The sequence below is a fragment of the Streptomyces sp. NPDC057694 genome, from assembly GCF_042799415.1.
Lineage (GTDB): Bacteria > Actinomycetota > Actinomycetes > Streptomycetales > Streptomycetaceae > Streptomyces.
Genome location: NZ_JBHVIX010000010.1, coordinates 1 through 21,488, shown reverse-complemented (window position 1 = coordinate 21,488; position 21,488 = coordinate 1). Strand labels below are relative to the sequence as shown.

Here is a 21,488-nt window from a genome sequence, read left to right as displayed (position 1 = left end):
CGACGGCAACGATCCGGTAGCGAACAGGGGTACGGGTGGGGGCGAGGTGTGAAGGTGGGCGGATGAAGCCTCCTCGGCACCGCTCCCCCCTCGTCCTCTCCGCCGGTCTCGCTCTCGTCCTGCTCACGGGGTGCGGGAGCGGGGACGCCGGATCGCGGAGCGACAAGTCACCTTCTGCGCAGCGCAGTTCGGCGGCGGACGGTCCGCGGGCGCCCCGGGCGAGCCGGGCGCCCGCGGCGGGACAGGGGTCGAAGGACCCCGACGATCTCAACGGGGACGGGCATCCGGATCTGCTGATGACCGTGTCGACGCGCCCCGCGACCGGGGCGTCCGACCAGTCCGGGGCGGACCAGCGCATCGCCGTCGTGTTCGGCTCGGCGCACGGGCTCGACCCCACGACGCGGGTCGTCCACGAGCGCGGGGACTTCGGGCTGCCCGCCCACGACCCCGTCTCCGGAGGCAGCGCGGACAGCATCTCCGCCGACGACATCGTCACCGCCGATCTCGACGGTGACGGGTTCCCCGACTACGTCGACACCGTGCCCGGAGAGCGGGCCACCGACGGGCTCACCACGGGCCAGCGCCTGGAACCGTACGTGACCTGGGGCTCGGCGAACGGCCCGGCCGGCGGCCGCGCGATCCGGATCCGGCTGCCCGCCGCGGCGAAGCTCGGCATGTCCGGCCCGGTGCGCGGCGACTTCGACGGCGACGGACACCTGGACCTCGCCGGGCAGGACGCGGGCGAGCAGAACACGGTGTGGATCCTGTACGGGCCCTTCGACCGGTCGAGCGGGGCGGCGGCCCGCACGGGGACCCTGCCCGCGCGCGGCGGCCTCATCGCGGACGACGTCGACCCCCGACACCCGCGCAGGACCGGCCTACTGGTGCGCACGACGGACGACGGCGAGCAGGAGGACGGCGTCTGGTACGCCGATGTCCGCTCGGGCCACGGCGTCAAGGTCCGCAAGGGCAACGCCCACGCGTTCGGCGACTTCGACGGGGACGGCAAGCGCGATCTGGCCGTCGGTGACGACGGCGGCCGCAACAACGAGCCCGGCTACGAGACCGAGGCGGCGGACGTCGACGGTTCGCTGGCCGTGTACCCGGGCGACGGCGGCGATCCGGTGACATACCGGCTGCCGGATCCGGAAGGGCTGCGGGTTGCGTCCCACGGCTTCTATCGGGCGGCCGACCCGGACGGCGACGGCCGCGACGCGCTGCTGCTCACCGCGAGCGCCGGCGGGGTGAGCCTGGCCGAGGGAAGCGACGCGCAGACGGTCGTACGGCGGCAGGGGCCCGCCGAGGTCGCGGGCAAGAAGATGTCGGCCGCGCGGCGTGGCGCCCACGTGGTCGAGGTCGCCGACTTCGACGGCGACGGCAAGGACGAACTCGTCTGGGGCTGGGGACTGCACGCGTCCACCGACGGCGGCCGGGACGACCTCACGCACTGGTGGATCGCGGAGGGCATCTCGACGCGGGACGAGGTCGCGTTCCTGTCGTCCGGGTTCGCCCGCTGAACCCCCGCTGCCGAACCCCGCTGCCGAGGATCGCGCCCCCTCAGGTCCGCGTCACGAACTCCTCGATCGCCGCCGCGAACGCCCGCGGCTGGTCGAGCGGGATCAGCGTTCCGCAGTCGTCCAGCTCCACCAGCCGTCCCTGCGGCAGGAGTTCGGCGAGCCGACGGCCGTGCGCGATCGGGTTCAGCCGGTCCTGTCTGCCCCAGACGACCAGCGCCGGGCGGTCGTACGCGCGCAGCGCGTCCACGGTGTCCATCATCTCCGTCCGCACACTCGCACGGAGGTAGTCGACGAGGACCGCGCGGGCCGCCGGGTCCTTGCGCAGCGGCTCGATCCAGCGGTCGAGCAGCTCGTGCGGGACGGGACGCCGGGACATCACGGCGAATCCGAGGCCGGGGATCCGCCGCACCGGGCGTACGGACAGCATCCAGGCGTGGAAGGCGACGCCGCCCGGGACGCGGGCGGCCATCTCCAGCATCTTGCCGGGCACGCCCGGCGGGTAGTTGTCGAAGGCCTCGCAGCCCGCGACGACCATCCGGCCCACCCGCTCGGGCCGCTGGGCGACGAGTTGCTGGAGGCGGCCCGCGTCGTTCTCCACGAACACCGTGTCGTCGCCGAGCTTCAGCGCGTCGGCGAACTCGCCGATGAGCAGGGCCATGGTGCGCGGCGAGAGCCGGGCGCCCGGACGCAGCGGGGTGCGGTGGCTGCCGTACGGGAGGGTCGGCACGATGCACCGTACGGACGCGCCGAGTTCGTCCACGACGTGCCGCCACACCGTGCCGTCCTGGGCGGGACCGTGCAGAAGGACGACCGGGGTGCCGTCGCCGCCGGTGTCCTCGTAGGCGATCGGACCTACGGCGAGTTCGATCTGCTGCGTCGTCATGCGGCCGAGCCTACGCGCGGGCTCAGGGCAGGACCGCGATCCCGTCCAGTTCCACCAGGGCCGCCTCGTCCCAGAGCCGGGTCACGCCGATCACCGCCATCGCCGGATAGTCGCGGCCCGCCAACCTCTGCCAGATGGCGCCGAGTTCACGGGCGTGCGCGCGGTAGTCGGCCACGTCCGTCGCGTACACGGTGACCCGGCCCAGGTCCGCCGGGGCGCCGCCCGCGTGGCGCAGCGCGGTGAGCAGGTTGGTGAGGGCGCGGGTGAACTGGGCGGGCAGGTCCTCCCCCACGATCTTGCCGTCGGTGTCCAGTGCCGTCTGCCCGGCGAGCAGGACGAGGCGGCCGCCCGAGGCGACGACGGCGTGCGAGAAGCCGCTGGGCGGGGAGAGTTCGGGTGGGTTCACCCGGTTCGGCTCACGGCTCATCGGGCTGCCTCCTTGTACAACTCACGGGCGATGATGGCACGTTGGATCTCCGAGGCGCCCTCGTAGATCCGGGGCGCGCGCACCTCCCGGTACAGGTGCTCCAGGAGATGGCCACGGCGCAGGGCCCGCGCGCCGTGCAGCTGGACCGCCGTGTCGACGACGTGCTGGGCCGTCTCGGTGGCGAGGAGTTTGGCCATCGCGGCCCGGCCCGGCACGCCGTCGGCGCCCTCGTCGTACGCGGATGCCGCCGCGTACACCATGAGGCGGGCGGACTCGACGCGCAGCGCCATGTCGGCGACCTGGTGGGCCACGGTCTGGAGGTCCTTGAGCGGGCCGCCGAACGCCTCGCGGCGGGCGGTGTGCGCGAGGGTCGCTTCGAGCGCCGCCTGGGCCATGCCGAGGGCGAACGCGCCGACGCTGGGGCGGAAGAGGTTGAGGGTGTTCATGGCCACGCGGAAGCCCTGGCCGGGCTCTCCCAGTACGTCGGCCTCGGTCACCGGGACCTCGTCGAAGGTGAGGGTGCCGATGGGGTGGGGGGAGAGCATGTCGAGGGGGGTGCCGGTGAGGCCGGGGCGGTCGGCCGGTACCAGGAACGCGGTGACGCCTCCGGCTCGGGATTCGGGGGGTCCGGTGCGGGCGAAGACGGTGTAGAAGTCGGCTTCCGGGGCGTTGGAGATCCAGGTCTTCTCGCCGGTGAGGAGCCAGGTGTGGGTGGGTGGGTGCTCGTCTCGTCGTGGCTGGTCGCGCAGTTCCCCGCGCCCCTGGCGGGGCTCATTCGCCGTCGGCGCGTGCGGGTCTCGTCGTGGCTGGTCGCGCAGTTCCCCGCGCCCCTTACGGGGCGCCTGTGGTTGCTCGCGCAGTTCCCCGCGCCCCTGGCGGGGCTGCTCTTGTGCTCGGAGTTCCAAGGCTGCCGCGTCGGAGCCTGCTGCCGGCTCGCTCAGGGCGAAGGCCGCTACCGCTCGGCCCGCGCGGACCTCGGGGAGCCAGTGGGTGCGCTGGGGTTCGGTGCCGTAGGCGTGGACCGGGTGGGCGCCGAGGCCCTGGAGGGCCAGGGCCGTCTCCGCCTCCGTGGAGACCTGGGCCAGCGACTCGCGCATCAGGCACAGATCGAGCGCCCCGGACGTGAACAGCCGCTCCAGCAGGCCGAGTCGGCCGAGCTCCGCGACGAGCGGGCGGTTGACCCGGCCCGGCTCGCCCTTCTCCGCGAGGGGGGCCAGATGCTGTCGCGCGAGGCCGCGCAGTTCCGCGCACCAGGCCGACTGGTCGGGATCGAGCGAGAAGGTGCCCATGCATGCACCGTATCGCGCCCCGTTGACTGTCGTCACCATCACGATACGGTTGGAGTGCGATGTCGGCGGGCGACCACGCGACGGCAAGGGGGCACCCGGCCATGAACCATCCGCTCGGCTCACTTCTCCCCTCGGGGCACGTCGACACCTTCGCGCGCGACCATCTGCCGCCCGCCGAGCAGTGGCCGGGCCTGCTCCTGGACCGGCCCGAGCTGCGCTACCCCGATGTCCTGAACTGCGGCGCCGAGCTGCTGGACGCGACCGTGGAGCGGGTCGGCGCGGACCGTCCCGCGTTCCACTCCCCCGGCCGGCCCTCGTGGACGTACGGCGAGCTGAGAGCCACCGTCGACCGGATCGCGCACGTGCTCACCGACGAGCTGGGCGTCGTCCCCGGCAACCGCGTCCTGCTGCGCGGCCCCACCACCCCGCACCTCGCCGCCTGCTGGCTCGCCGTGATGAAGGCGGGCGGCGTCGCGGTGACCGTGCTCGCCCAGGCGCGGGCGGCCGAGCTGGCCACGATGTGCGACATCGCGCAGGTCCGGCACGCCCTGTGCGACGTACGGTCCCTCGACGATCTGGTGAAGGCCGAGGCACCCGGGCTGCGGATCACCCCGTTCGGCGGGGACGGGCCCGACGACCTGCTGCGCCGCGCGGCCACGAAACCGTCCGCGTACGAGGCCGTGCGCACCTCCGCCGACGACGTCGCGCTGATCGCCTTCACGTCCGGGACGACCGGGCGGCCCAAAGGCTGCATGCACTTCCACCGGGACGTGCTCGCGATCGCCGACACGTTCTCCCGGCACGTGCTGGCGCCCACCCCGGACGACGTCTTCGCGGGCAGTCCGCCGCTCGGCTTCACCTTCGGGCTCGGCGGGCTCGTGATCTTCCCGCTGCGCGCCGGAGCCTCGGCGCTGCTGCTCGAACAGGCGCGCCCGCCAAGGCTGTTGGCGGCCGTCGCCGAGCACCGGGTGTCGGTCCTGTTCACCGCGCCGACGGCCTACCGGGCGATGCTCGCGGACCCGGCCCGCACCTCGTACGACCTCACGTCACTGCGCCGCTGCGTCTCCGCCGGGGAGAACCTCCCGGCCGCCACCTGGCACGCCTGGCACGAGGCGACGGGGCTGCGCCTCATCAACGGCATCGGTGCCACGGAACTCCTGCACATCTTCATCTCGGCCGCCGACGACGCCGCCCGACCCGGCACGACCGGGGTGCCCGTGCCGGGCTGGCGGGCGCGCGTGGTCGACGGGGCGGGAAACGGCCTGCCGGACGGCGAGCCGGGGCTGCTCGCCGTGCGCGGGCCCGTCGGCTGCCGCTATCTCGCCGACCCGCGGCAGAGCGTGTACGTGCGGCACGGCTGGAACATCACGGGCGACACGTACGTGCGTGATCCCGACGGCTACTTCCGGTACGTGGCCCGCGCCGACGACATGATCATTTCCGCCGGGTACAACATCGCGGGCCCCGAGGTCGAGGACGCGCTGCTGCGCCACCCCGATGTGGCCGAGGCGGCCGTCGTGGGGCGGCCCGACGCCTCGCGAGGGCAGATCGCGGTGGCGTACGTGGTGCTGCGGGCGGGGGCGGGCCAGAACGCCGAGGCGCTCCGGGAGTTCGTGAAGGCGGAGCTGGTGCCGTACAAGTGCCCGCGCGAGATCGTGTTCCTGGACGCGCTGCCGCGCACCGCCACCGGGAAGCTCCAGCGGTTCCGGCTGCGCGAGCCGGGAGCCGCCGAGAGCGAGCCCGGCCCCGCGGCGCCCGGAACCGTAAAGTGATCACGTGTCCGAGCAGACCCCGCATACGCCCCGGTCGTTGATCGTCACCCTGTACGGCGCCCACGGGCGCGGCTTCCCCGGGCCCGTCCCGGTCGCCGAGCTGATCCGGCTGCTCGGCGCGGCCGGGGTCGACGCGCCGTCGGTGCGCTCGGCGGTGTCCCGGCTGAAGCGGCGCGGGCTGCTGCTTCCCGCGCGCACCACTGCCGGAGCCGCCGGTTACGCCCTGTCGGACGACGCCCGCCAGCTCCTCGACGACGGCGACCGCCGCGTGTACGGGGACGCCCCGGGCGGTACCGGCTGGGTGCTCGCCGTGTTCTCCGTCCCGGAGTCCGAGCGGGCCAAGCGGCACGTCCTGCGCTCGACACTGGCCGGGCTCGGCTTCGGCACGGCGGCGCCCGGGGTGTGGCTCGCGCCCGCCGGGCTGTACGCGGAGGCCCGGCACACCCTGGAGCGGGCCGGCTGCGCCGGGTACGTGGACCTGTTCACCGGCGAGCACCTGGGCTTCGCGGCGACGGCCGAGGCGGTGGCGCGCTGGTGGGACCTGGCGGCCCTGGCGGAGCTGCACGAGGCGTTCCTGGACGAGCACGGGCCGGTGCTGCGGGCCTGGGAGGCGCGCGAGGACACCCCGCCGATGGCGGCCTACCGGGACCATCTGCTCGCCCTCGACTCCTGGCGCCACCTGCCCTACGCCGATCCGGGGCTGCCGCCCGAGCTGCTGCCCGCGCGGTGGCCGGGGCTGCGGTCGGCGGCGGTGTTCCGGGCGCTGCACGAGCGGCTGCACACCGCGGCGGCCCGATTCGTGAACGCTTCATGAACACATCGCCGCTGGTGATCCGCATCACATGAAAGCGTGCTAAGGGAACCCTCAGGCTTCTCCGTGCCTCTTCTCAGAAAGCGCCTTTAGCGTCGGGACGCATGAGTCTGATGCGCAAGATGAACCGGGCGCTCACCGCCACCACCGGCCTCCAGGTGCGACGAGCACCCGCGACGCCGCTGACGAAGGTGCCGGTACAGCCCGCGAAGCCGGCCGTCGCGCCGGCCAAGCGGCCCACGCCCGCCTACTCGACCTCCGCCGACCTGGCCACGGACCGGCTGCTCACCAGGCCGGTCTTCATCATGTCGCCGGTGCGCTCGGGCTCGACCCTGCTGCGGATGCTGCTGAACGCGCACTCGCGGCTGCACTCCCCGCACGAGCTGCACATCCGCCGCCTGGAGGTCGCTTACGGCAGCAAGCTGTCGGAGCGGGCCATGGACGCCCTCGACCTGAGCCGCGGCGACCTGGAGCATCTGCTGTGGGACCGCGTCATGCACCGCGAACTCGTCAGGTCCGGCAAGGACTTCATCGTGGAGAAGACGCCCAGCAACGCCTTCGTCTACCGGCGGATCCGCGACTGCTGGCCCGACGCCCGGTTCGTCTTCCTGCTGCGCCACCCGGTCTCCATCGCCCAATCCTGGCACGAGGGCGACCCGGACAAGCGGAGTTACGACGAGGCGTGCGCGGACGCGCTGCGCTACATGAAGGCCGTCGACAACGCCCGCAAGGGCCTCACCGGCGGCCACACCGTGCGCTACGAGGAGCTGACCGCCGACCCCGAGAGCAGGCTGCGCGCCCTCTGCGACTTCCTCGGCATCGACTTCGAACCCTCCATGCTGGAGTACGGCTCGCGCGACGAGACCCAGATCCAGAAGGGGCTCGGCGACTGGCGCGACAAGATCCGGACGGGCACCGTCCAGCAGGGCCGCGAGCTGCCGAAGGACGACGAGATCCCCGAGATCCTCAAGCCGATGTGCAAGGCCTGGGGGTACCTCAAGTGAAGCCCCACGCCGAGGTCGAGCAGGTGTGGCCGCGGGACGGGCGGATCCGGGTGACCGGCCGGCTGCTCGGCCTGGACGAGGCCCGGGAGCGTTCCTGGCGGCTCACCCTGACCCGCCGCTCGCGCACCGACCACGTACTGCGCTATGACGCCGTGCTGGACGGCGAACGCTTCGCGGGCGAGTTCAAGGTCTCCGAACTCGCTTTTCAAGAAGCCCTCTCGGACGCCGAGCAGTGGGACCTGCACCTGACGGACGGCACCCACAAGCTGCGCGTCGGCCGCAAGCTCGACGACATCCGCGGCAAGAAGGCGATCATGATCTACCCGGTGCAGCCGGTACCCGGCGCGGACTTCGGGGTGCAGCCGTACTTCACGGTCGAGGACAACCTGTCCCTGGAGTGTCGCCCGTGACGGCCCCGACCCCTCCCAAGATCCGCTATCTGCTCATGCACGCCTACGGGCGCGGCGGCACCATCCGCACCGTCTTCAACCAGGCCAACTCCCTGGTGGCGGCGGGCTGGGACGTCGAGATCGTGTGCGCGCTGCGCAACCGTGACGCGTTGCAGTTCCCGCTGGACGAGCGGATTCCCGTGACCACGCTCCTCGACATGCGCGAGGGCCGGCGCCCCGAGCCGCAGGCGCCCGCGCGCGGGTTCGGCGCGCTGCTGCGGCGCGCCCTGCGCGGCCGGCTCACGGACCTCGACGGGCCCGGCACGGAGATACCCGCCGGCGAGTTCGGCGCCCGGTACTTCACGCGCCGGGTGGAGCTGGCGCTCGCCGACTATCTGCGGTCGCTGACCGACGGGGTGCTCGTCACGACGCGCCCCGCACTGAACTTCCTGGCCGCCGCGCACGCCACGAACGGCGTGGTGCGGGTGGCGCAGGAACACATGAACCACGGCACGCACAAGCCCGATGTGCAGCGGCGCATCGTCGAGACGTACGGCGCCTTCGCCGCCGTCGCCGTACTGACGGAGCGGGACCGCGCCGAGTACGCCCGGCTGCTGCCCGGAACCCGTGTCGTGCGGATCCCCAACGCCGTGCACTCCCTCGACCAGATCCCCTCCGACCACGGCTCGCGGATCGTGGTAGCGGCCGGGCGGCTCTTCCCCCAGAAGGGCTTCGACCTGCTGATCCCGGCGTGGGCGAAGCTCGTCGAGGCCTACCCCGACTGGCAGTTGAGGATCTACGGCACCGGCGAGAAGAAGGCGCACCTTCGCGCTCTCATCGAGGAGCACCACCTCTACAACCACGTCTTCCTGATGGGGCACAGCGAACGGCTCGACGACGAACTCGCCAAGGCCAGTGTCTACGTGCTGAGTTCGCGCTTCGAGGGGCTTCCCATGGTGATGATCGAGGCGATGGCGCACGCCCTTCCGGTGGTCTCCTTCGACTGCCCGACGGGCCCCTCCGACGTCCTCACGCACGGTGTCGACGGACTGCTCGTCCCCGAGCAGGACCCGGACGCGCTCGCCGACGCGCTGAGCCGCCTGATGGCGGACCGCGGGCTGCGCGCGGAGATGGGCACGGCGGCGCTCCTGACGGCGGCGGCCTACGGCCCGGACGCGGTGCACCCGCGCTGGGAGGCCCTCTTCACCGAACTGACCACCACGGGCCAGTCCACCAACTGACAGGCTCCACCGATGAGTTGCGGCGCGCACGATGCCGCGAAAGGACTCCACGTATGACTACGGCCAACCAGGCCGGGACGGCACGGCAGCGGCCCCGAGGGGCCACGATCTGGCTCACGGGTCTGCCGAGCTCCGGCAAGACCACCGTGGCGCGCGCCCTCGCCGGGCGGCTGCGCGCGGAGGGCCACCGCGTCGAGGTGCTCGACGGAGACGAGATCCGCCGCTTCCTCTCCGCGGGCCTCGGCTTCAGCCGCGAGGACCGCAACACGAACGTGCAGCGCATCGGCCTGGTCGCCGAGATCCTCGCGCGGAACGGCATCTTCGCCGTCGTGCCCGTCATCGCCCCCTACGCGGACAGCCGGGAGGCCGTCCGCAAGCGGCACGCGGCGAGCGACACCCCGTACTTCGAGATCCATGTCGCCACGCCGCTGGAGGTGTGCAGCGAGCGCGACGTCAAGGGCCTGTACGCGCGTCAGGCCGCCGGTCAGCTCAAGGGGCTGACCGGCGTCGACGACCCGTACGAGGCGCCGCTCTCGCCGGATCTGTTCCTGGAGACGCAGGCGCAGACGCCGGCCGAGTCGGCCGGTTCGGTGCACGCGGTCCTGTCCGCGGAGGGGCTGGTATGAGCGAGTCGTCGTACGCACTGAGCCACCTGGACGCCCTGGAGTCCGAGGCGGTGCACATCTTCCGCGAGGTCGCGGGCGAGTTCGAGAAGCCGGTGATCCTCTTCTCCGGCGGCAAGGACTCCATCGTCATGCTGCACCTGGCGCTGAAGGCCTTCGCCCCCGCGCCCGTGCCGTTTCCGCTGCTGCACGTCGACACCGGGCACAACTTCCCCGAGGTCCTCGACTACCGCGACCGCGCGGTGGAACGGCACGGGCTGCGGCTGCATGTCGCCTCCGTGCAGGACTACATCGACCGCGGTCTGCTGCGCGAGCGCCCCGACGGCACCCGCAACCCGCTCCAGACCGTGCCGCTCACCGAGAAGATCCAGGCCGAGAGGTTCGACGCCGTCTTCGGCGGCGGCCGCCGCGACGAGGAGAAGGCCCGCGCCAAGGAACGCGTCTTCAGCCTGCGCGACGAGTTCTCGCAGTGGGACCCCCGCCGCCAGCGGCCCGAACTGTGGCAGCTCTACAACGGCCGCCACGCGCCCGGCGAACACGTCCGCGTCTTCCCGCTCTCCAACTGGACCGAGCTCGACGTCTGGCAGTACATCGCCCGCGAGAACATCGAACTCCCCGAGATCTACTTCGCCCATCAGCGGGAGGTGTTCAGCCGCAACGGCATGTGGCTGACGGCCGGTGAGTGGGGCGGCCCGAAGGACGGGGAGGTCCCGGAGAAGCGCCGGGTGCGCTACCGCACGGTCGGCGACATGTCCTGCACCGGTGCCGTCGACTCCGACGCGGAGACGCTGGACCAGGTCATCGCCGAGATCGCCGCCTCCCGGCTCACCGAGCGGGGCGCCACCCGCGCCGACGACAAGATGTCCGAGGCCGCGATGGAAGACCGCAAGCGCGAAGGGTACTTCTAGAGATGACCTCCCCCACTGTCCCCGCTGTTTCCCCGATCGCCGGCGTCGGGACGCTGCGGCTCGCCACGGCCGGTTCCGTCGACGACGGCAAGTCCACGCTCGTGGGGCGGCTGCTGCACGACTCCAAGTCGGTCCTCGCCGACCAGTTGGAGTCGATCTCCCGCACCGGCACGCCCGATCTGGCGCTGCTCACGGACGGGCTGCGCGCCGAGCGCGAGCAGGGCATCACCATCGACGTCGCGTACCGCTACTTCGCGACGCCCCGGCGCCGGTTCATCCTCGCGGACACCCCGGGCCATGTGCAGTACACGCGCAACATGGTGACGGGCGCCTCCACGGCGGAGCTGACGATCATCCTGGTCGACGCGCGCAACGGCGTCGTCGAGCAGACCCGCCGGCACGCCGCCATCGCCGCGCTGCTTCGTGTCCCGCACGTCGTGCTCGCCGTCAACAAGATGGACCTCGTCGGCTACGAAGAATCGGCGTTCGCCCGGACAGCCAATGAATTCGGCTCACTGGCTGCGGAGTTGGGGATTCCCGCGGTCACCGCGATCCCGATCTCGGCGCTGGCCGGCGACAACGTCGTGGAGCCGTCCGCCCGCATGGACTGGTACGGCGGCCCGACGGTCCTGGAACACCTGGAGACGGTCGAGGTCACCGCGGAGTCGCCGCACGCGCCCGCCCGCTTCCCGGTCCAGTACGTCATCCGGCACGGCGAGGCGCGGCACTACGCGGGGCAGCTCGTCTCCGGCACCCTGCGCGTCGGCGACCGGGTCGCCGTGCACCCCTCGGGCCGTACGACCACGGTCACCGCCCTGAGCGTCCTCGGCACGGCCGTGGACGAGGCGCACGCCGGTGCGTCCCTGACCCTGCGGGTCTCCGACGAACTGGACGTGGCGCGCGGGGACTTGATCGCCCCGGTCGGCGACCGGACGCCGGAGGTCACCCAGGACGTGCGCGCGGCCGTCTGCCATCTCGCGGACGAGCCGCTGACGGTGGGGCAGCGCGTCCTCGTACGGCACACCACCCGCACGGTGAAGGCCGTCGTCAAGTCCCTGGGCGGGGCTGCGCAGTTGACGGCGAACGACCTCGGGCACGTGGTGCTGCGCACCGCCGAGCCACTGGCGCTCGACGCGTACACGGAGATCCGCCGCACCGGCGCCTTCCTGCTGGTCGACCCGGCGGACGGGACGACGCTGACCGCGGGGATGGCCGAGTTGTCCCGCTGATAAGTGAGGGCGTGTGCCCGGTCCCGGTGCTGTTCACCGGGACCGGGCGCACGTCGTTGGCCGCCGTCAGTCGTCGAGCGCCTGGTACAGGGTGGTCCAGAAGTCGTGCATCAGGTGGATCGAGTACGGCGCGGATGCCCCGACCTGGGTGAGCAGGATGCCGACGATCCCGTTGACCGGGTCGGCGTACGTCGAGGTGCCGCTGCCGCCGTCCCAGCCGAACTGGCCGACGGGCGCGTAGTCGCCTCGGTAGGTGCGCACCGCCATGCCGAGGCCCCAGCCGCCGTGCTGGCCCTGGCCGAAGGAGATGTGCACGTTGTTGAGGGCCAACTCCTGGCGCGCTGCCTGCTGTTCGGGGGTGAGCCGGTTCGTCGTCATCAGTTCGACGGCGGGCCGGGACAGGATCCGCTCCCCGTCGTGCAGGCCGCCGTCGAGCAGCATCTTGAAGTAGGCGTGGTAGTCGTCGGCCGTGGAGTTCAGTCCACCGCCGCCGCCCTGGAACGCCGGGGGCGCGCTGTGGCGGCCGGTCGCGGCCTCGTCCCACACATGGAACTCGCCGGTCGCCGGGTCGGGCGCGTACAGCGGGGGCAGCCGGTGCAGCTGGTCCGCCGGGACATGGAACCCGGTGTCCTTCATGCCCAGCGGCTCGAAGATCCGCTCGCGCAGGAACGACTCGTAGGACTGGCCCGCGACCCGGGAGACGAGGACGCCGGCCAGGTCGCTGGCGATCTGGTACTGCCAGCGCTCGCCGGGCTGGTACATCAGCGGCAGGGTGCCCAGGCGGCGCATCCACTCGTCCTGCCCGGGCATCGGCTCGGGAAGATTGGGGGTGATGCCCTTCTCGAAGACGGCGTTCATGACCGGGGTGCCGATCACCGTCATATCCATGCCGAGGCCGAACGTGGAGGTCAGCACGTCCCGCACGGTGATCGGGCGGTGGGCGGGCACGGTGTCGTCCAGCGGGCTGTCGATCGTCCGCAGCACCTGGCGGTCGGCCAGCTCGGGCAGCCACTGCTCCACCGGGTCGTCGAGGTGGATCCGGCACTCGTCGAGCAGGACCATCGCCGCCGAGACGGACACCGGCTTGGACGTCGACGCCATCCGGAAGACCGTGTCCCGGCGCAGCGGGTCGCCGCCGTCGTGGCGCATCGTGCCGATCGTCTCGACGTGCGTCTCGTCCCCCCGGCTGAACAGGGCGACCACTCCGGGAATCTTGCCCGTGTCGACGCTCCGCGCCAGCACGTCGTGCACCTTCCGCAGCCCCGTTTTCGAGAAACCGCTGCCGTTCTGCCCCATCACGTCACTCCCCCTGCGCCGCCGTCGGCGCCCGTGCACATGGTCAGGATTCGTCGAACGCCCGAAAGCTACATTGCGTTCACCAGGTGGTCAACGATCGAATTCGTCAACACACGCGAGGTAAAGGCGCGTTAAGAAGGCGTCATTGCAATGAGGTGGGGTGAACGCTCATGGGCCGGGTCAGCTCGGCAGCACCAGGCGGGGTTTGGGCGCGTCGAGCCGTCCGGTCTGCGGCGGCCTGCTGCCCGCGCGGTACGGATCCGGCCATCCGACGCCCGGTCCGGTGTAGCCCTGCTCGGCCGCGGCGTGCAGGGTCCAGTGCGGGTCGTACAGGTGCGGCCGCGCCAGCGCGCACAGGTCGGTACGCCCGGCCAGGACCAGGGAGTTGACGTCGTCCCAGGACGAGATCGCCCCGACGGAGATCACCGGGACACCGGTCTCGCCGCGGATCCGGTCGGCGTACGGAACCTGGTAGGAGCGCCCGTAGGCCGGCCGCTCGTCGGCGACGACCTGCCCGGTGGACACGTCGATCGCGTCGGCGCCGTGCGCGGCGAAGGCCCGGGCGATCGCCACCGCGTCCTCGGGTGTCGTGCCGCCGTCGGCCCAGTCCGTCGCCGAGATCCGTACGGTCATGGGCCGGCCGTCGGGCCACACCTCGCGCACCGCGTCGAAGACCTCCAGGGGGAACCTCAGCCGCGCTTCGAGGGGGCCTCCGTAGGCGTCGTCGCGCCGGTTCGTCAGCGGTGACAGGAAGCCGGACAGCAGATAGCCGTGCGCGCAGTGCAGTTCGAGGAGGTCGAAGCCCGAGCGGGCGGCCCGCCAGGCGGCCGAGGCGAACTGGTCCCGGACGGTCGCGAGTTGAGAGGCCGTGAGTTCTGTCGGAGTCTGGCTGCCTTCCTTGTACGGGATCGGGGACGCCGCCACCAGCGGCCAGTTGTCCGCCGGGTCGGGCAGCGGTTCGTCGATGCCCTCCCACATCAGGCGGGTCGAGCCCTTGCGGCCGGAGTGGCCGAGCTGGACGCCGATCGCGGCGCCGGGCGCCCGGGTGTGCACGAACTCCGTGATCCGCCGCCAGGCCGCCGACTGCTCGGGGGTGTAGAGCCCGGCGCAGCCCGGGGTGATGCGGCCCTCGGGGCTGACGCAGACCATCTCCGTCATGATGAGGCCCGCCCCGCCGAGCGCCCGGGCGCCCAGGTGGACCAGATGGAAGTCGCCGGGCACGCCGTCCACGGCCGCGTACATGTCCATCGGGGAGACGACGACGCGGTTGCGCAGCCGCAGCCCGCCCAACTGGAACGACGTGAACATCGGCGGTGTGCCCTCGGGGCAGCCGAACTCGCGCTCCACCGACTCGGTGAAGCCGGCGTCGCGCAGCCGCAGATTGCCGTGGGTGACCCGGCGGCTGCGGGTGAGCAGGTTGAACGCGAACTGCTTCGGAGGCTGGTCCAGATAGCGCGGCAGGTCCTCGAACCATTCGAGGCTGGCCCGCGCGGCGCGCTGGGTGGAGGCGACGACGGGCCGCCGCTCGGCCTCGTACGCCTGCAACGCGGCGCCTGTGGTGGGGTGTTCGTGCAGGCACGCGGCGAGCGCGAGGGCGTCCTCGACGGCGAGCTTGGTGCCGGAGCCGATGGAGAAGTGCGCGGTGTGGGCGGCGTCGCCGATGAGGACGCAATTGCCGTGCGACCAGCGGTCGTTGACGACGGTGCGGAAGGTGAGCCAGGAGGAGTTGTTGGACTTCAGGCCGCGTCCGCCGAGCGCGTCGGCGAAGGTCTTCGCGCAGGCCTCGACCGATTCCCGCACCTCCAGGTCGGCGAGACCGGAGGCCCGCCACACCTCTTCGCGCATCTCGACGATGACCGTCGACCCGCTGTCGCTGTAGGGGTAGCCGTGCAGCTGCATCACTCCGTGCGGAGTCTCCGCGATCTCGAAGCGGAACGCGTCGAGGGCGAAGTCGGCGGCGAGCCAGATGTAGCGGTTGCGGTGCTCCTCGATGTGCGGGCGGAACGCGTCGGCGCAGGCCGTGCGGGTCGCGCTGTGCACCCCGTCGGCGGCCACCACCAGGTCGTACTCGGCGCGCAGCCGGTCCAGGGGCGGGGCCTGCGTGCGGAAGCGCAGCTCGACGCCCAGCTGGCGGCAGCGGCTCTGCAGTATCTCCAGGAGGCGGCGCCTGCCGAGTGCGGCGAAGCCGTGGCCGCCGGAGGTGTGCCGGACTCCCCGGTGCACGATGTCGATGTCGTCCCAGCGCACGAACTCGTCCCGCAGCGCCGTGTACACGACCGGGTCGGCGTGCTCGATGCCGCCGAGGGTCTCGTCGGACAGGACGACGCCGAAGCCGAAGGTGTCGTGCGGGGCGTTGCGCTCCCAGACCGTGATCTCGCGGGCCGGGTCGAGCCGCTTGAGCAGCGCGGCCGCGTACAGACCGCCGGGGCCGCCGCCGATGACGGCGATCTTCCGCGCACGCACGCTCACGCCGGCCTCACTTCCCCTGCCACTTCGGCGGACGCTTCTCGGTGAAGGCCGCGTGGAACTCGGCGTAGTCCTCGCCGGTCATCAGCAGCGCCTGGGTGGCGGCGTCCAGCTCGACGGCGGCCGCGAGGGGCATGTCCAGCTCGGCCGTGAGCAGCGCCTTGGTCTGGGCGTGGGCGAGGGCGGGGCCGTCGGCGAGCCGGCGGGCGAGGGCGAGCGCCGCCGCGTCGGCCCGCCCCTCGTCGGTCAGCTCGCTGATGAGGCCGATCCGCTCGGCCTCCGGGGCGCGCACCGCGTCGCCGAGCATCAGCAGCCGGGTGGCGTGGCCGAGGCCGACGACGCGGGGCAGCAGATAGGCCGCGCCCATGTCGCCGCCGGACAGTCCGACCCGGGTGAACAGGAACGCGAAGCGGGCGCTGGGGTCGGCGACGCGGAAGTCGGCGGCGAGCGCGAGCACCGCCCCGGCGCCCGCGGCGACCCCGTGCACGGCGGCGATCACGGGGAAGGGCGCCTCGCGCACGGCCCGCACCACCTGCCCGGTCATCCGGTTGAAGTCGAGCAGCTGGGCGGTGTCCATGGCGAGGGTGGCGCCGATGATCTCGTCGACGTCGCCGCCGGAGCAGAAGCCGCGGCCCTCGCCGGTCAGGACCAGGGCGCGGACCGCCCGCTCCCGGGACAGCTCGGCGAGCAGATCGCGCAGATCGGCGTAGGCGCCGAAGGTGAGCGCGTTGAGCTTCTCGGGCCGGGCGAGGGTGACGGTGGCGACGCCGTGCGGGTCCACGCCGTAGGCGAGGTGGCGCCAGGTCTCGGTGCGCGGGGCGGAGCCGGTGAAGGGACTCATGCGCGTACGGCCTCCTGCGGGCAGGCGTGCTCCGGCGGCTACCTCTCGAAGGTATCACCGCTTCGTGACTGTCGTCAGCAGAACGCGATACAGGTGCCTGGTGCACCCTTGGGGTCGGAGACGGAGGGCGGGAATAAGGAGCAGATCAGCTCATAGAGCCCAATGTCCCGAGGAAGACCACCGGGAGCCTCTATCGACGCACGCCGTACCATTCATAAGGTTGAACGCAGGACGGCCACCTCACGCAGCACTCCCCACCGCCCGTCCCGCCCGAACCGCCCCCACCCGCCCCCTCAGGACCCTCTTTGACTCCTCCCCCCGGGCCCTCCACGCCCACGTCGTGGCGCATAGCCCTGCCGCACACGGCTGCCGCCGTGCCGGTGGCGCGCGCCCTCGTCCGTACCGCGCTGACCGAGATCGACTCGCCGGCCGCCGACATGGACACCGCGGAGCTGCTCACGGCCGAGCTGGTGGCGAACGCGGTGGAGCACACCGCCGGTGACGCCCCCATCGAGCTGGTGGTGGAGTTGCTGGAGACCGGCTGCCAGGTCGAGGTGCACGACGCCGACCCGGCGCCGCCCGCGGATCTCACCAATCCGGACGACGCCGAGGAGCCCGACCCGTGGCAGGAGCACGGCCGCGGCCTGCTCCTGATCCGCACGCTGTCCTCGTCGTGCGGGCACCGCCCCACCGAGTCCGGCAAGGCGGTGTGGTTCACGCTTCCCGCGGTGCCTAGGCAGCGGCCCCCTTCGGAGGCGTAGCGTCCGCGCCCGCGCCGAGCCGGGAGTTCTTGCGCCCGTACAAGGCGTAGACGAGCACGCCGACGGCGAGGAACACCGCGAACTGCACCCAGGTCGTCCAGCCCGTGCCCCAGATCAGGTAGAGGCAGAAGACGACGCCCAGGGCCGGGCTGAGCGGGTACAGCGGCACCCGGAACGAGCGCTTGAGGCCGGGGTGCGAGCGGCGCAGGGCGACGACCGCGACATTGACGGCGACCATGGTGGCGAGCGTGCCGATGGTCGTCAGGTTCACCACGGCGTCCAGCGACGAGAACGCCGCGGGGATCGCGAAGACGACCGCCACGATCCAGGTGCCCCGCACCGGCGTCGACGTCTTCGGGGAGACCCGCTCGAAGACCCGCGGGATCAGCCCGTCGCGGGACATCGACATCAGGATCCGGGTCTGCCCGTACATCACCGCGAGCACGACGGACGCGATGGCGACGACCGCGCCGAAGGCGATGATGCCGCCGCCGACGCCGGAGTGGGTGACGTCGTCGACGACGAGGGAGAGCGCGGCGGGCTTGTCGCCGACGGCGTCCGCGCCGAGCGCGCCGATGGCGGCGACCGCGACCGCGCAGTACAGCAGCGTGACGATCCCGATGCAGATCAGGATCGCGATGGGGATGTTGCGCCGCGGGTTCTTCACTTCCTCGCCGGCGGTGGTGACGGCGTCGAAGCCGATGTACGAGAAGAAGGCGAGCGAGGCGCCCGAGGTGACCCCGCCGACCCCGTTCGCGAGGAACGGCGTCAGGTTGTGGTCCTGGAACGCGGTGAAGGCGATGGCGCAGAACGCGACCAGAATGCCGATCTTCAGCACGGCCATGGCCGCGGTGGCCCCCGCGCTCTCCCGGATCCCGCGCACCAGCAGCGTCGCGGCCATCAGCAGGACGACGACGGCCGGCAGATTGATGACGCCGCCGTCGGACGGGCCCGCGGACAGGGCTGCGGGCAGCTGCCAACCGAAGAGGCTGTCGAGGAGCTCGTTGAGGTACTGACTCCAGCCGACGGCCACGGCGGACACCGAGACGCCGTACTCCAGGAGCAGGCACCAGCCGACGAGGAACGCGACGCGCTCGCCGAGGGTCGCGTAGGCGAAGGAGTACGAGGATCCCGAGACCGGGATCGCGCCGCCCAGCTCGGCGAACGAGAACGCCGTGAAGATGCAGGTGATCGCGGCCAGCACGAACGAGACGATGACGGCGGGACCGGCTTCGGCGACCGTGTCGGACAGGCCGACGAAGATGCCCGTCCCGACGATCGCGCCGACGCCGAAGCACACGAGCTGGAAGAGCCCCATGGTGCGCTTGAGGCCATGGCCTTCGAGGTCGGCGCCCGATTCGGCGATGAGGGATTCGGGCGACTTGATGCGCAGGCCGGTGGGGGTCGGCGGCATGGGGTGGTGCTCTTTTCTGGTGGTACGGGTGCGGCGGGGGGTGTGCCGCATGCCGGTGGGGCCGGAGAGGGTGTTCCGGCCCCACCAGTTTGAACGGTTATGGGGTGTTTGCTACGCGATCTACGGGCGGCCGAGCGTGGCGACCATGACGGCCTTGATGGTGTGCATCCGGTTCTCGGCCTCGTCGAAGACGACGGAGTGCGCCGACTCGAAGACCTCGTCGGTGACCTCCAGGGACTCCAGTCCGTACTTCGCGTGGATCTCGCGGCCGACCTTGGTGCCCAGGTCGTGGAAGGCAGGGAGGCAGTGCAGGAACTTCACGTCCGCGTTGCCCGTCGCGCGCAGCACGTCCATCGTGACGGCGTACGGCGTGAGCGCCTTGATCCGCTCGTCCCAGATCTCCTCGGGCTCGCCCATGGAGACCCAGACGTCGGTGACGACGAAGTCGGCGCCTGCGACGCCGTCCGGGACGGACTCGGTGAGCGTGATGCGGGCTCCGCTCGCCTCGGCGAGCTTCTCGGCCTGCGCGACGATCTCGGCGGCGGGCCAGTAGCTCTTGGGCGCGACGATCCGGACGTCCATGCCGAGCAGGGCGCCGGTGACGAGGTAGGAGTTGCCCATGTTGAAGCGGGCGTCACCGAGGTAGGCGAAGGCGATCTCGCTCAGCGGCTTGTCGCTGTGCTCGGTCATCGTGAGCACGTCGGCGAGCATCTGGGTGGGGTGCCAGTCGTCGGTCAGTCCGTTGTAGACCGGGACGCCGGAGAACTCGGCGAGGGTCTCGACGATCGCCTGCTCGTCACCGCGGAACTCGATGGCGTCGAACATCCGGCCGAGGACGCGCGCGGTGTCCTTGCTCGACTCCTTCTTGCCGATGTGCGAGCCGGCCGGGTCGATGTACGTCGTCGAGGCGCCCTGGTCGGCGGCCGCGACCTCGAACGAGCAGCGGGTCCGCGTCGACGCCTTCTCGAAGATCAGCGCGATGTTCCGGCCCTTGAGGTACTGCGTCTCGGCGCCCGCCTTCTTGGCGGCCTTCAGCTCGGCGGCCAGCTCGACCAGCCCACGGAACTCCTCCGCGCTGAAGTCCACCTCCTTCAGGAAGTGGCGGCCTGCGAGGTCGGGGCGGGCGGTCGTCGCCATGGGGCGCTCCTGAGTAAGGCTCGGGGACAAGGAAAGGAACAACAGGACGATGTAAGTCTATACGATGCTCCACATTTATATACGGGCTGTCTTCGGCGCCGTGCACGGTGGCTCGGTGGGGCGGTCGGTCTACGCCACCGGGTCCCGCTCCACCGGGCAGCTCATGCAGCGCGGACCGCCCCGGCCCCGGCCCAGCTCGCTGCCCGGGATCTCGATGACCTCGATGCCCTGCTTGCGCAGGAAGGTGTTCGTCGTCGCGTTCCGCTCGTAGGCGACGACGACGCCGGGCTCCACCGCCAGCACGTTGCACCCGTCGTCCCACTGCTCGCGCTCGGCGGCGTGCACGTCCTGCGTGGCGGTCAGGACCCGGATGCCGCTCAGGCCCAGGGCCGCCGCGATGGCCCGGTGCATGTGCTCCGGCGGATGGTCGGTGACCTTCAACTCCGTCGCGGACGCGCCCGGTTCGATGGTGTACGAGCGCAGCATGCCCAGGCCCGCGTACTGCGTGAACGTGTCCCCGTCCACCATCGTCATCACCGTGTCCAGATGCATGAAGGCCCGCCGCTTCGGCATGTCCAGCGCGACGATGGTGCGGGCCGAGCCCGCGGCGAACAGCTTGTGCGCGAGCATCTCTACGGCCTGCGGGGTGGTGCGCTCACTCATGCCGATGAGCACGGCGCCCTGCCCGATGACGAGCACGTCGCCGCCCTCGATCGTGGACGGGTAGTCGGCCTGCCCCTCGGACCAGACGTTGAACCCTTCGTCCCGGAACAGCGGATGGTGGCGGTAGATCGCCTCGAAGTGGACGGTCTCGCGCTGCCGGGCCGGCCAGCGCATCGCGTTCACCGAGACCCCGTCGTAGATCCAGGCCGACGTGTCACGCGTGAAGAGGTGGTTGGGCAGCGGCGCGAGCAGGAAGTCGTCGAGGTCCATCACATGGAAGCGGACGGACGTCGGCTCCAGGTGTCTCGCCAGGAACTCCCGCTTCGTCATCCCGCCGATCAGCGCCTCGGCCAGCTCGTGCGCGGGCAGTGCCTCGAAGGCGGCCCGCAGGTGGTCGGTGGCGAGCGGCCCGTACTCCTTCTCGTCGAAGACCCGGTCCAGGACACGCGCGCGGGCTTCGTCCCCGGCGAGCGCCTCGGTGAGCAGGTCGCCGAAGAGGTGCACCGTGACGCCCCGGTCGCGCAGCACGTCGGCGAACCCGTCGTGCTCCTGCCGCGCCCTGCGCACCCAGAGGACGTCGTCGAAGAGCAACTGGTCCTTGTTGCTCGGCGTGAGCCGCTTCAGCTCCAGATCGGGCCGATGCAGAATCACTCGGCGCAGCCGCCCGGCCTCAGAGTCGACGTGAAATCCCATGAGGCCATCCTTCCCCGGGGGAGCGTGGCATGCGCTTCGTGGGACTTCGGGTGCCGGTTGAGTGTGGCTGGTCGCGCAGTTCCCCGCGCCCCTGAGATGGCGCACGCAGTGCGCATCTCAGGGG

General features: G+C 71.8%; 19 protein-coding genes. 10 read left to right on the top strand and 9 right to left on the bottom strand.

Annotated elements, in window-relative coordinates; translation table 11 throughout:
- Positions 1 to 62: 62 nt before the first annotated feature.
- A complete protein-coding gene (locus tag ACFVDP_RS22225; RefSeq protein ID WP_383492035.1) occupies positions 63 to 1,517 on the top strand; it encodes a hypothetical protein in 1,455 nt (484 codons plus the stop codon).
- Between the two features lie 40 nt (positions 1,518 to 1,557).
- Here ACFVDP_RS22225 and ACFVDP_RS22220 read toward each other — a convergent pair whose 3' ends face one another.
- Genes ACFVDP_RS22220 through ACFVDP_RS22210 form a run of 3 tightly spaced genes read right to left on the bottom strand, consistent with a single transcriptional unit; the run spans position 1,558 to position 4,116 of the window.
- A complete protein-coding gene (locus ACFVDP_RS22220; protein WP_383492032.1) occupies positions 1,558 to 2,400 on the bottom strand; it encodes an alpha/beta fold hydrolase in 843 nt (280 codons plus the stop codon).
- 22 nt (positions 2,401 to 2,422) lie between these two features.
- On the bottom strand, positions 2,423 to 2,827 hold the full coding sequence (locus tag ACFVDP_RS22215) for a RidA family protein (RefSeq protein WP_383492029.1): 405 nt from the start codon (positions 2,825 to 2,827) through the stop codon (positions 2,423 to 2,425).
- Positions 2,824 to 4,116, bottom strand: coding sequence for an acyl-CoA dehydrogenase family protein (locus ACFVDP_RS22210; RefSeq protein ID WP_383492026.1), 1,293 nt, complete (start codon positions 4,114 to 4,116; stop codon positions 2,824 to 2,826). The genes ACFVDP_RS22215 and ACFVDP_RS22210 overlap by 4 nt, the downstream gene beginning before the upstream one ends.
- A 101-nt stretch (positions 4,117 to 4,217) precedes the next feature.
- On the opposite strand from ACFVDP_RS22210, the gene ACFVDP_RS22205 reads away from it, so the two are divergent.
- From ACFVDP_RS22205 to ACFVDP_RS22170, 8 genes are all read left to right on the top strand, one after another.
- Positions 4,218 to 5,888: an AMP-binding protein gene (locus ACFVDP_RS22205; protein ID WP_383492023.1), complete on the top strand. Its 1,671-nt coding sequence runs from the start codon at positions 4,218 to 4,220 to the stop codon at positions 5,886 to 5,888.
- Between the two features lie 4 nt (positions 5,889 to 5,892).
- On the top strand, positions 5,893 to 6,702 hold the full coding sequence (locus ACFVDP_RS22200; protein WP_383492021.1) for a PaaX family transcriptional regulator C-terminal domain-containing protein: 810 nt from the start codon (positions 5,893 to 5,895) through the stop codon (positions 6,700 to 6,702).
- A 101-nt stretch (positions 6,703 to 6,803) separates the two neighbouring features.
- Positions 6,804 to 7,703 (top strand): sulfotransferase family protein, encoded by a 900-nt coding sequence (locus ACFVDP_RS22195; protein ID WP_383492018.1) that lies wholly within the window; start codon positions 6,804 to 6,806, stop codon positions 7,701 to 7,703.
- Positions 7,700 to 8,113: a hypothetical protein gene (locus ACFVDP_RS22190; RefSeq protein WP_383492015.1), complete on the top strand. Its 414-nt coding sequence runs from the start codon at positions 7,700 to 7,702 to the stop codon at positions 8,111 to 8,113. Before ACFVDP_RS22195 ends, ACFVDP_RS22190 begins: the two co-directional genes overlap by 4 nt.
- Positions 8,110 to 9,333: a glycosyltransferase family 4 protein gene (locus tag ACFVDP_RS22185; RefSeq protein ID WP_383492012.1), complete on the top strand. Its 1,224-nt coding sequence runs from the start codon at positions 8,110 to 8,112 to the stop codon at positions 9,331 to 9,333. Before ACFVDP_RS22190 ends, ACFVDP_RS22185 begins: the two co-directional genes overlap by 4 nt.
- 53 nt (positions 9,334 to 9,386) lie before the next feature.
- Positions 9,387 to 9,959: an adenylyl-sulfate kinase gene (cysC, locus tag ACFVDP_RS22180; RefSeq protein ID WP_383492009.1), complete on the top strand. Its 573-nt coding sequence runs from the start codon at positions 9,387 to 9,389 to the stop codon at positions 9,957 to 9,959.
- On the top strand, positions 9,956 to 10,864 hold the full coding sequence (gene cysD, locus ACFVDP_RS22175) for a sulfate adenylyltransferase subunit CysD (protein ID WP_383492006.1): 909 nt from the start codon (positions 9,956 to 9,958) through the stop codon (positions 10,862 to 10,864). Before cysC ends, cysD begins: the two co-directional genes overlap by 4 nt.
- Positions 10,865 to 10,866: 2 nt before the next feature.
- On the top strand, positions 10,867 to 12,093 hold the full coding sequence (locus tag ACFVDP_RS22170) for a sulfate adenylyltransferase subunit 1 (protein ID WP_383492003.1): 1,227 nt from the start codon (positions 10,867 to 10,869) through the stop codon (positions 12,091 to 12,093).
- 66 nt (positions 12,094 to 12,159) lie between these two features.
- Here the strand turns inward: ACFVDP_RS22170 and ACFVDP_RS22165 are convergent, their stop codons facing one another.
- The 3 genes from ACFVDP_RS22165 to ACFVDP_RS22155 form a co-directional block, all read right to left on the bottom strand.
- A complete protein-coding gene (locus tag ACFVDP_RS22165) occupies positions 12,160 to 13,389 on the bottom strand; it encodes a serine hydrolase domain-containing protein (protein ID WP_383492000.1) in 1,230 nt (409 codons plus the stop codon).
- 180 nt (positions 13,390 to 13,569) lie between these two features.
- Complete coding sequence (locus ACFVDP_RS22160) at positions 13,570 to 15,852, bottom strand: bifunctional salicylyl-CoA 5-hydroxylase/oxidoreductase (protein WP_383492598.1); 2,283 nt, start codon at positions 15,850 to 15,852, stop codon at positions 13,570 to 13,572.
- A gap of 13 nt (positions 15,853 to 15,865) precedes the next feature.
- Positions 15,866 to 16,696 carry an enoyl-CoA hydratase family protein gene (locus tag ACFVDP_RS22155; protein ID WP_383491997.1) on the bottom strand — a complete coding sequence of 277 codons (831 nt, stop codon included), beginning with the start codon at positions 16,694 to 16,696 and terminating at the stop codon, positions 15,866 to 15,868.
- A gap of 305 nt (positions 16,697 to 17,001) precedes the next feature.
- Between ACFVDP_RS22155 and ACFVDP_RS22150 the strand changes: the two genes are divergently transcribed.
- Positions 17,002 to 17,457, top strand: coding sequence for an ATP-binding protein (locus ACFVDP_RS22150; protein ID WP_111662457.1), 456 nt, complete (start codon positions 17,002 to 17,004; stop codon positions 17,455 to 17,457).
- On the opposite strand, the gene ACFVDP_RS22145 is transcribed toward ACFVDP_RS22150, so the two are convergent.
- The 3 genes from ACFVDP_RS22145 to ACFVDP_RS22135 form a co-directional block, all read right to left on the bottom strand.
- Positions 17,429 to 18,871, bottom strand: coding sequence for an amino acid permease (locus ACFVDP_RS22145; protein ID WP_383491995.1), 1,443 nt, complete (start codon positions 18,869 to 18,871; stop codon positions 17,429 to 17,431). The genes ACFVDP_RS22150 and ACFVDP_RS22145 overlap by 29 nt on opposite strands.
- 120 nt (positions 18,872 to 18,991) lie before the next feature.
- A complete protein-coding gene (argF, locus tag ACFVDP_RS22140) occupies positions 18,992 to 20,008 on the bottom strand; it encodes an ornithine carbamoyltransferase (RefSeq protein ID WP_383491993.1) in 1,017 nt (338 codons plus the stop codon).
- A gap of 129 nt (positions 20,009 to 20,137) precedes the next feature.
- The gene (locus ACFVDP_RS22135) at positions 20,138 to 21,364 is read right to left on the bottom strand and encodes an arginine deiminase (protein ID WP_383491991.1); all 1,227 of its coding nucleotides are present in this window, start codon (positions 21,362 to 21,364) and stop codon (positions 20,138 to 20,140) included.
- Positions 21,365 to 21,488 lie beyond the last annotated feature (124 nt).

Coding starts and splice junctions, on each gene's coding strand:
- ACFVDP_RS22225 (WP_383492035.1), top strand. CDS start 63: ATGAAGCCTCCTCGGCACCGCTCCCCCCTCGTCCTCTCCGCCGGTCTC.
- ACFVDP_RS22220 (WP_383492032.1), bottom strand. CDS start 2,400: ATGACGACGCAGCAGATCGAACTCGCCGTAGGTCCGATCGCCTACGAG.
- ACFVDP_RS22215 (WP_383492029.1), bottom strand. CDS start 2,827: ATGAGCCGTGAGCCGAACCGGGTGAACCCACCCGAACTCTCCCCGCCC.
- ACFVDP_RS22210 (WP_383492026.1), bottom strand. CDS start 4,116: ATGGGCACCTTCTCGCTCGATCCCGACCAGTCGGCCTGGTGCGCGGAA.
- ACFVDP_RS22205 (WP_383492023.1), top strand. CDS start 4,218: ATGAACCATCCGCTCGGCTCACTTCTCCCCTCGGGGCACGTCGACACC.
- ACFVDP_RS22195 (WP_383492018.1), top strand. CDS start 6,804: ATGAGTCTGATGCGCAAGATGAACCGGGCGCTCACCGCCACCACCGGC.
- cysC (WP_383492009.1), top strand. CDS start 9,387: ATGACTACGGCCAACCAGGCCGGGACGGCACGGCAGCGGCCCCGAGGG.
- cysD (WP_383492006.1), top strand. CDS start 9,956: ATGAGCGAGTCGTCGTACGCACTGAGCCACCTGGACGCCCTGGAGTCC.
- ACFVDP_RS22170 (WP_383492003.1), top strand. CDS start 10,867: ATGACCTCCCCCACTGTCCCCGCTGTTTCCCCGATCGCCGGCGTCGGG.
- ACFVDP_RS22165 (WP_383492000.1), bottom strand. CDS start 13,389: ATGGGGCAGAACGGCAGCGGTTTCTCGAAAACGGGGCTGCGGAAGGTG.
- ACFVDP_RS22155 (WP_383491997.1), bottom strand. CDS start 16,696: ATGAGTCCCTTCACCGGCTCCGCCCCGCGCACCGAGACCTGGCGCCAC.
- ACFVDP_RS22145 (WP_383491995.1), bottom strand. CDS start 18,871: ATGCCGCCGACCCCCACCGGCCTGCGCATCAAGTCGCCCGAATCCCTC.
- argF (WP_383491993.1), bottom strand. CDS start 20,008: ATGGCGACGACCGCCCGCCCCGACCTCGCAGGCCGCCACTTCCTGAAG.
- ACFVDP_RS22135 (WP_383491991.1), bottom strand. CDS start 21,364: ATGGGATTTCACGTCGACTCTGAGGCCGGGCGGCTGCGCCGAGTGATT.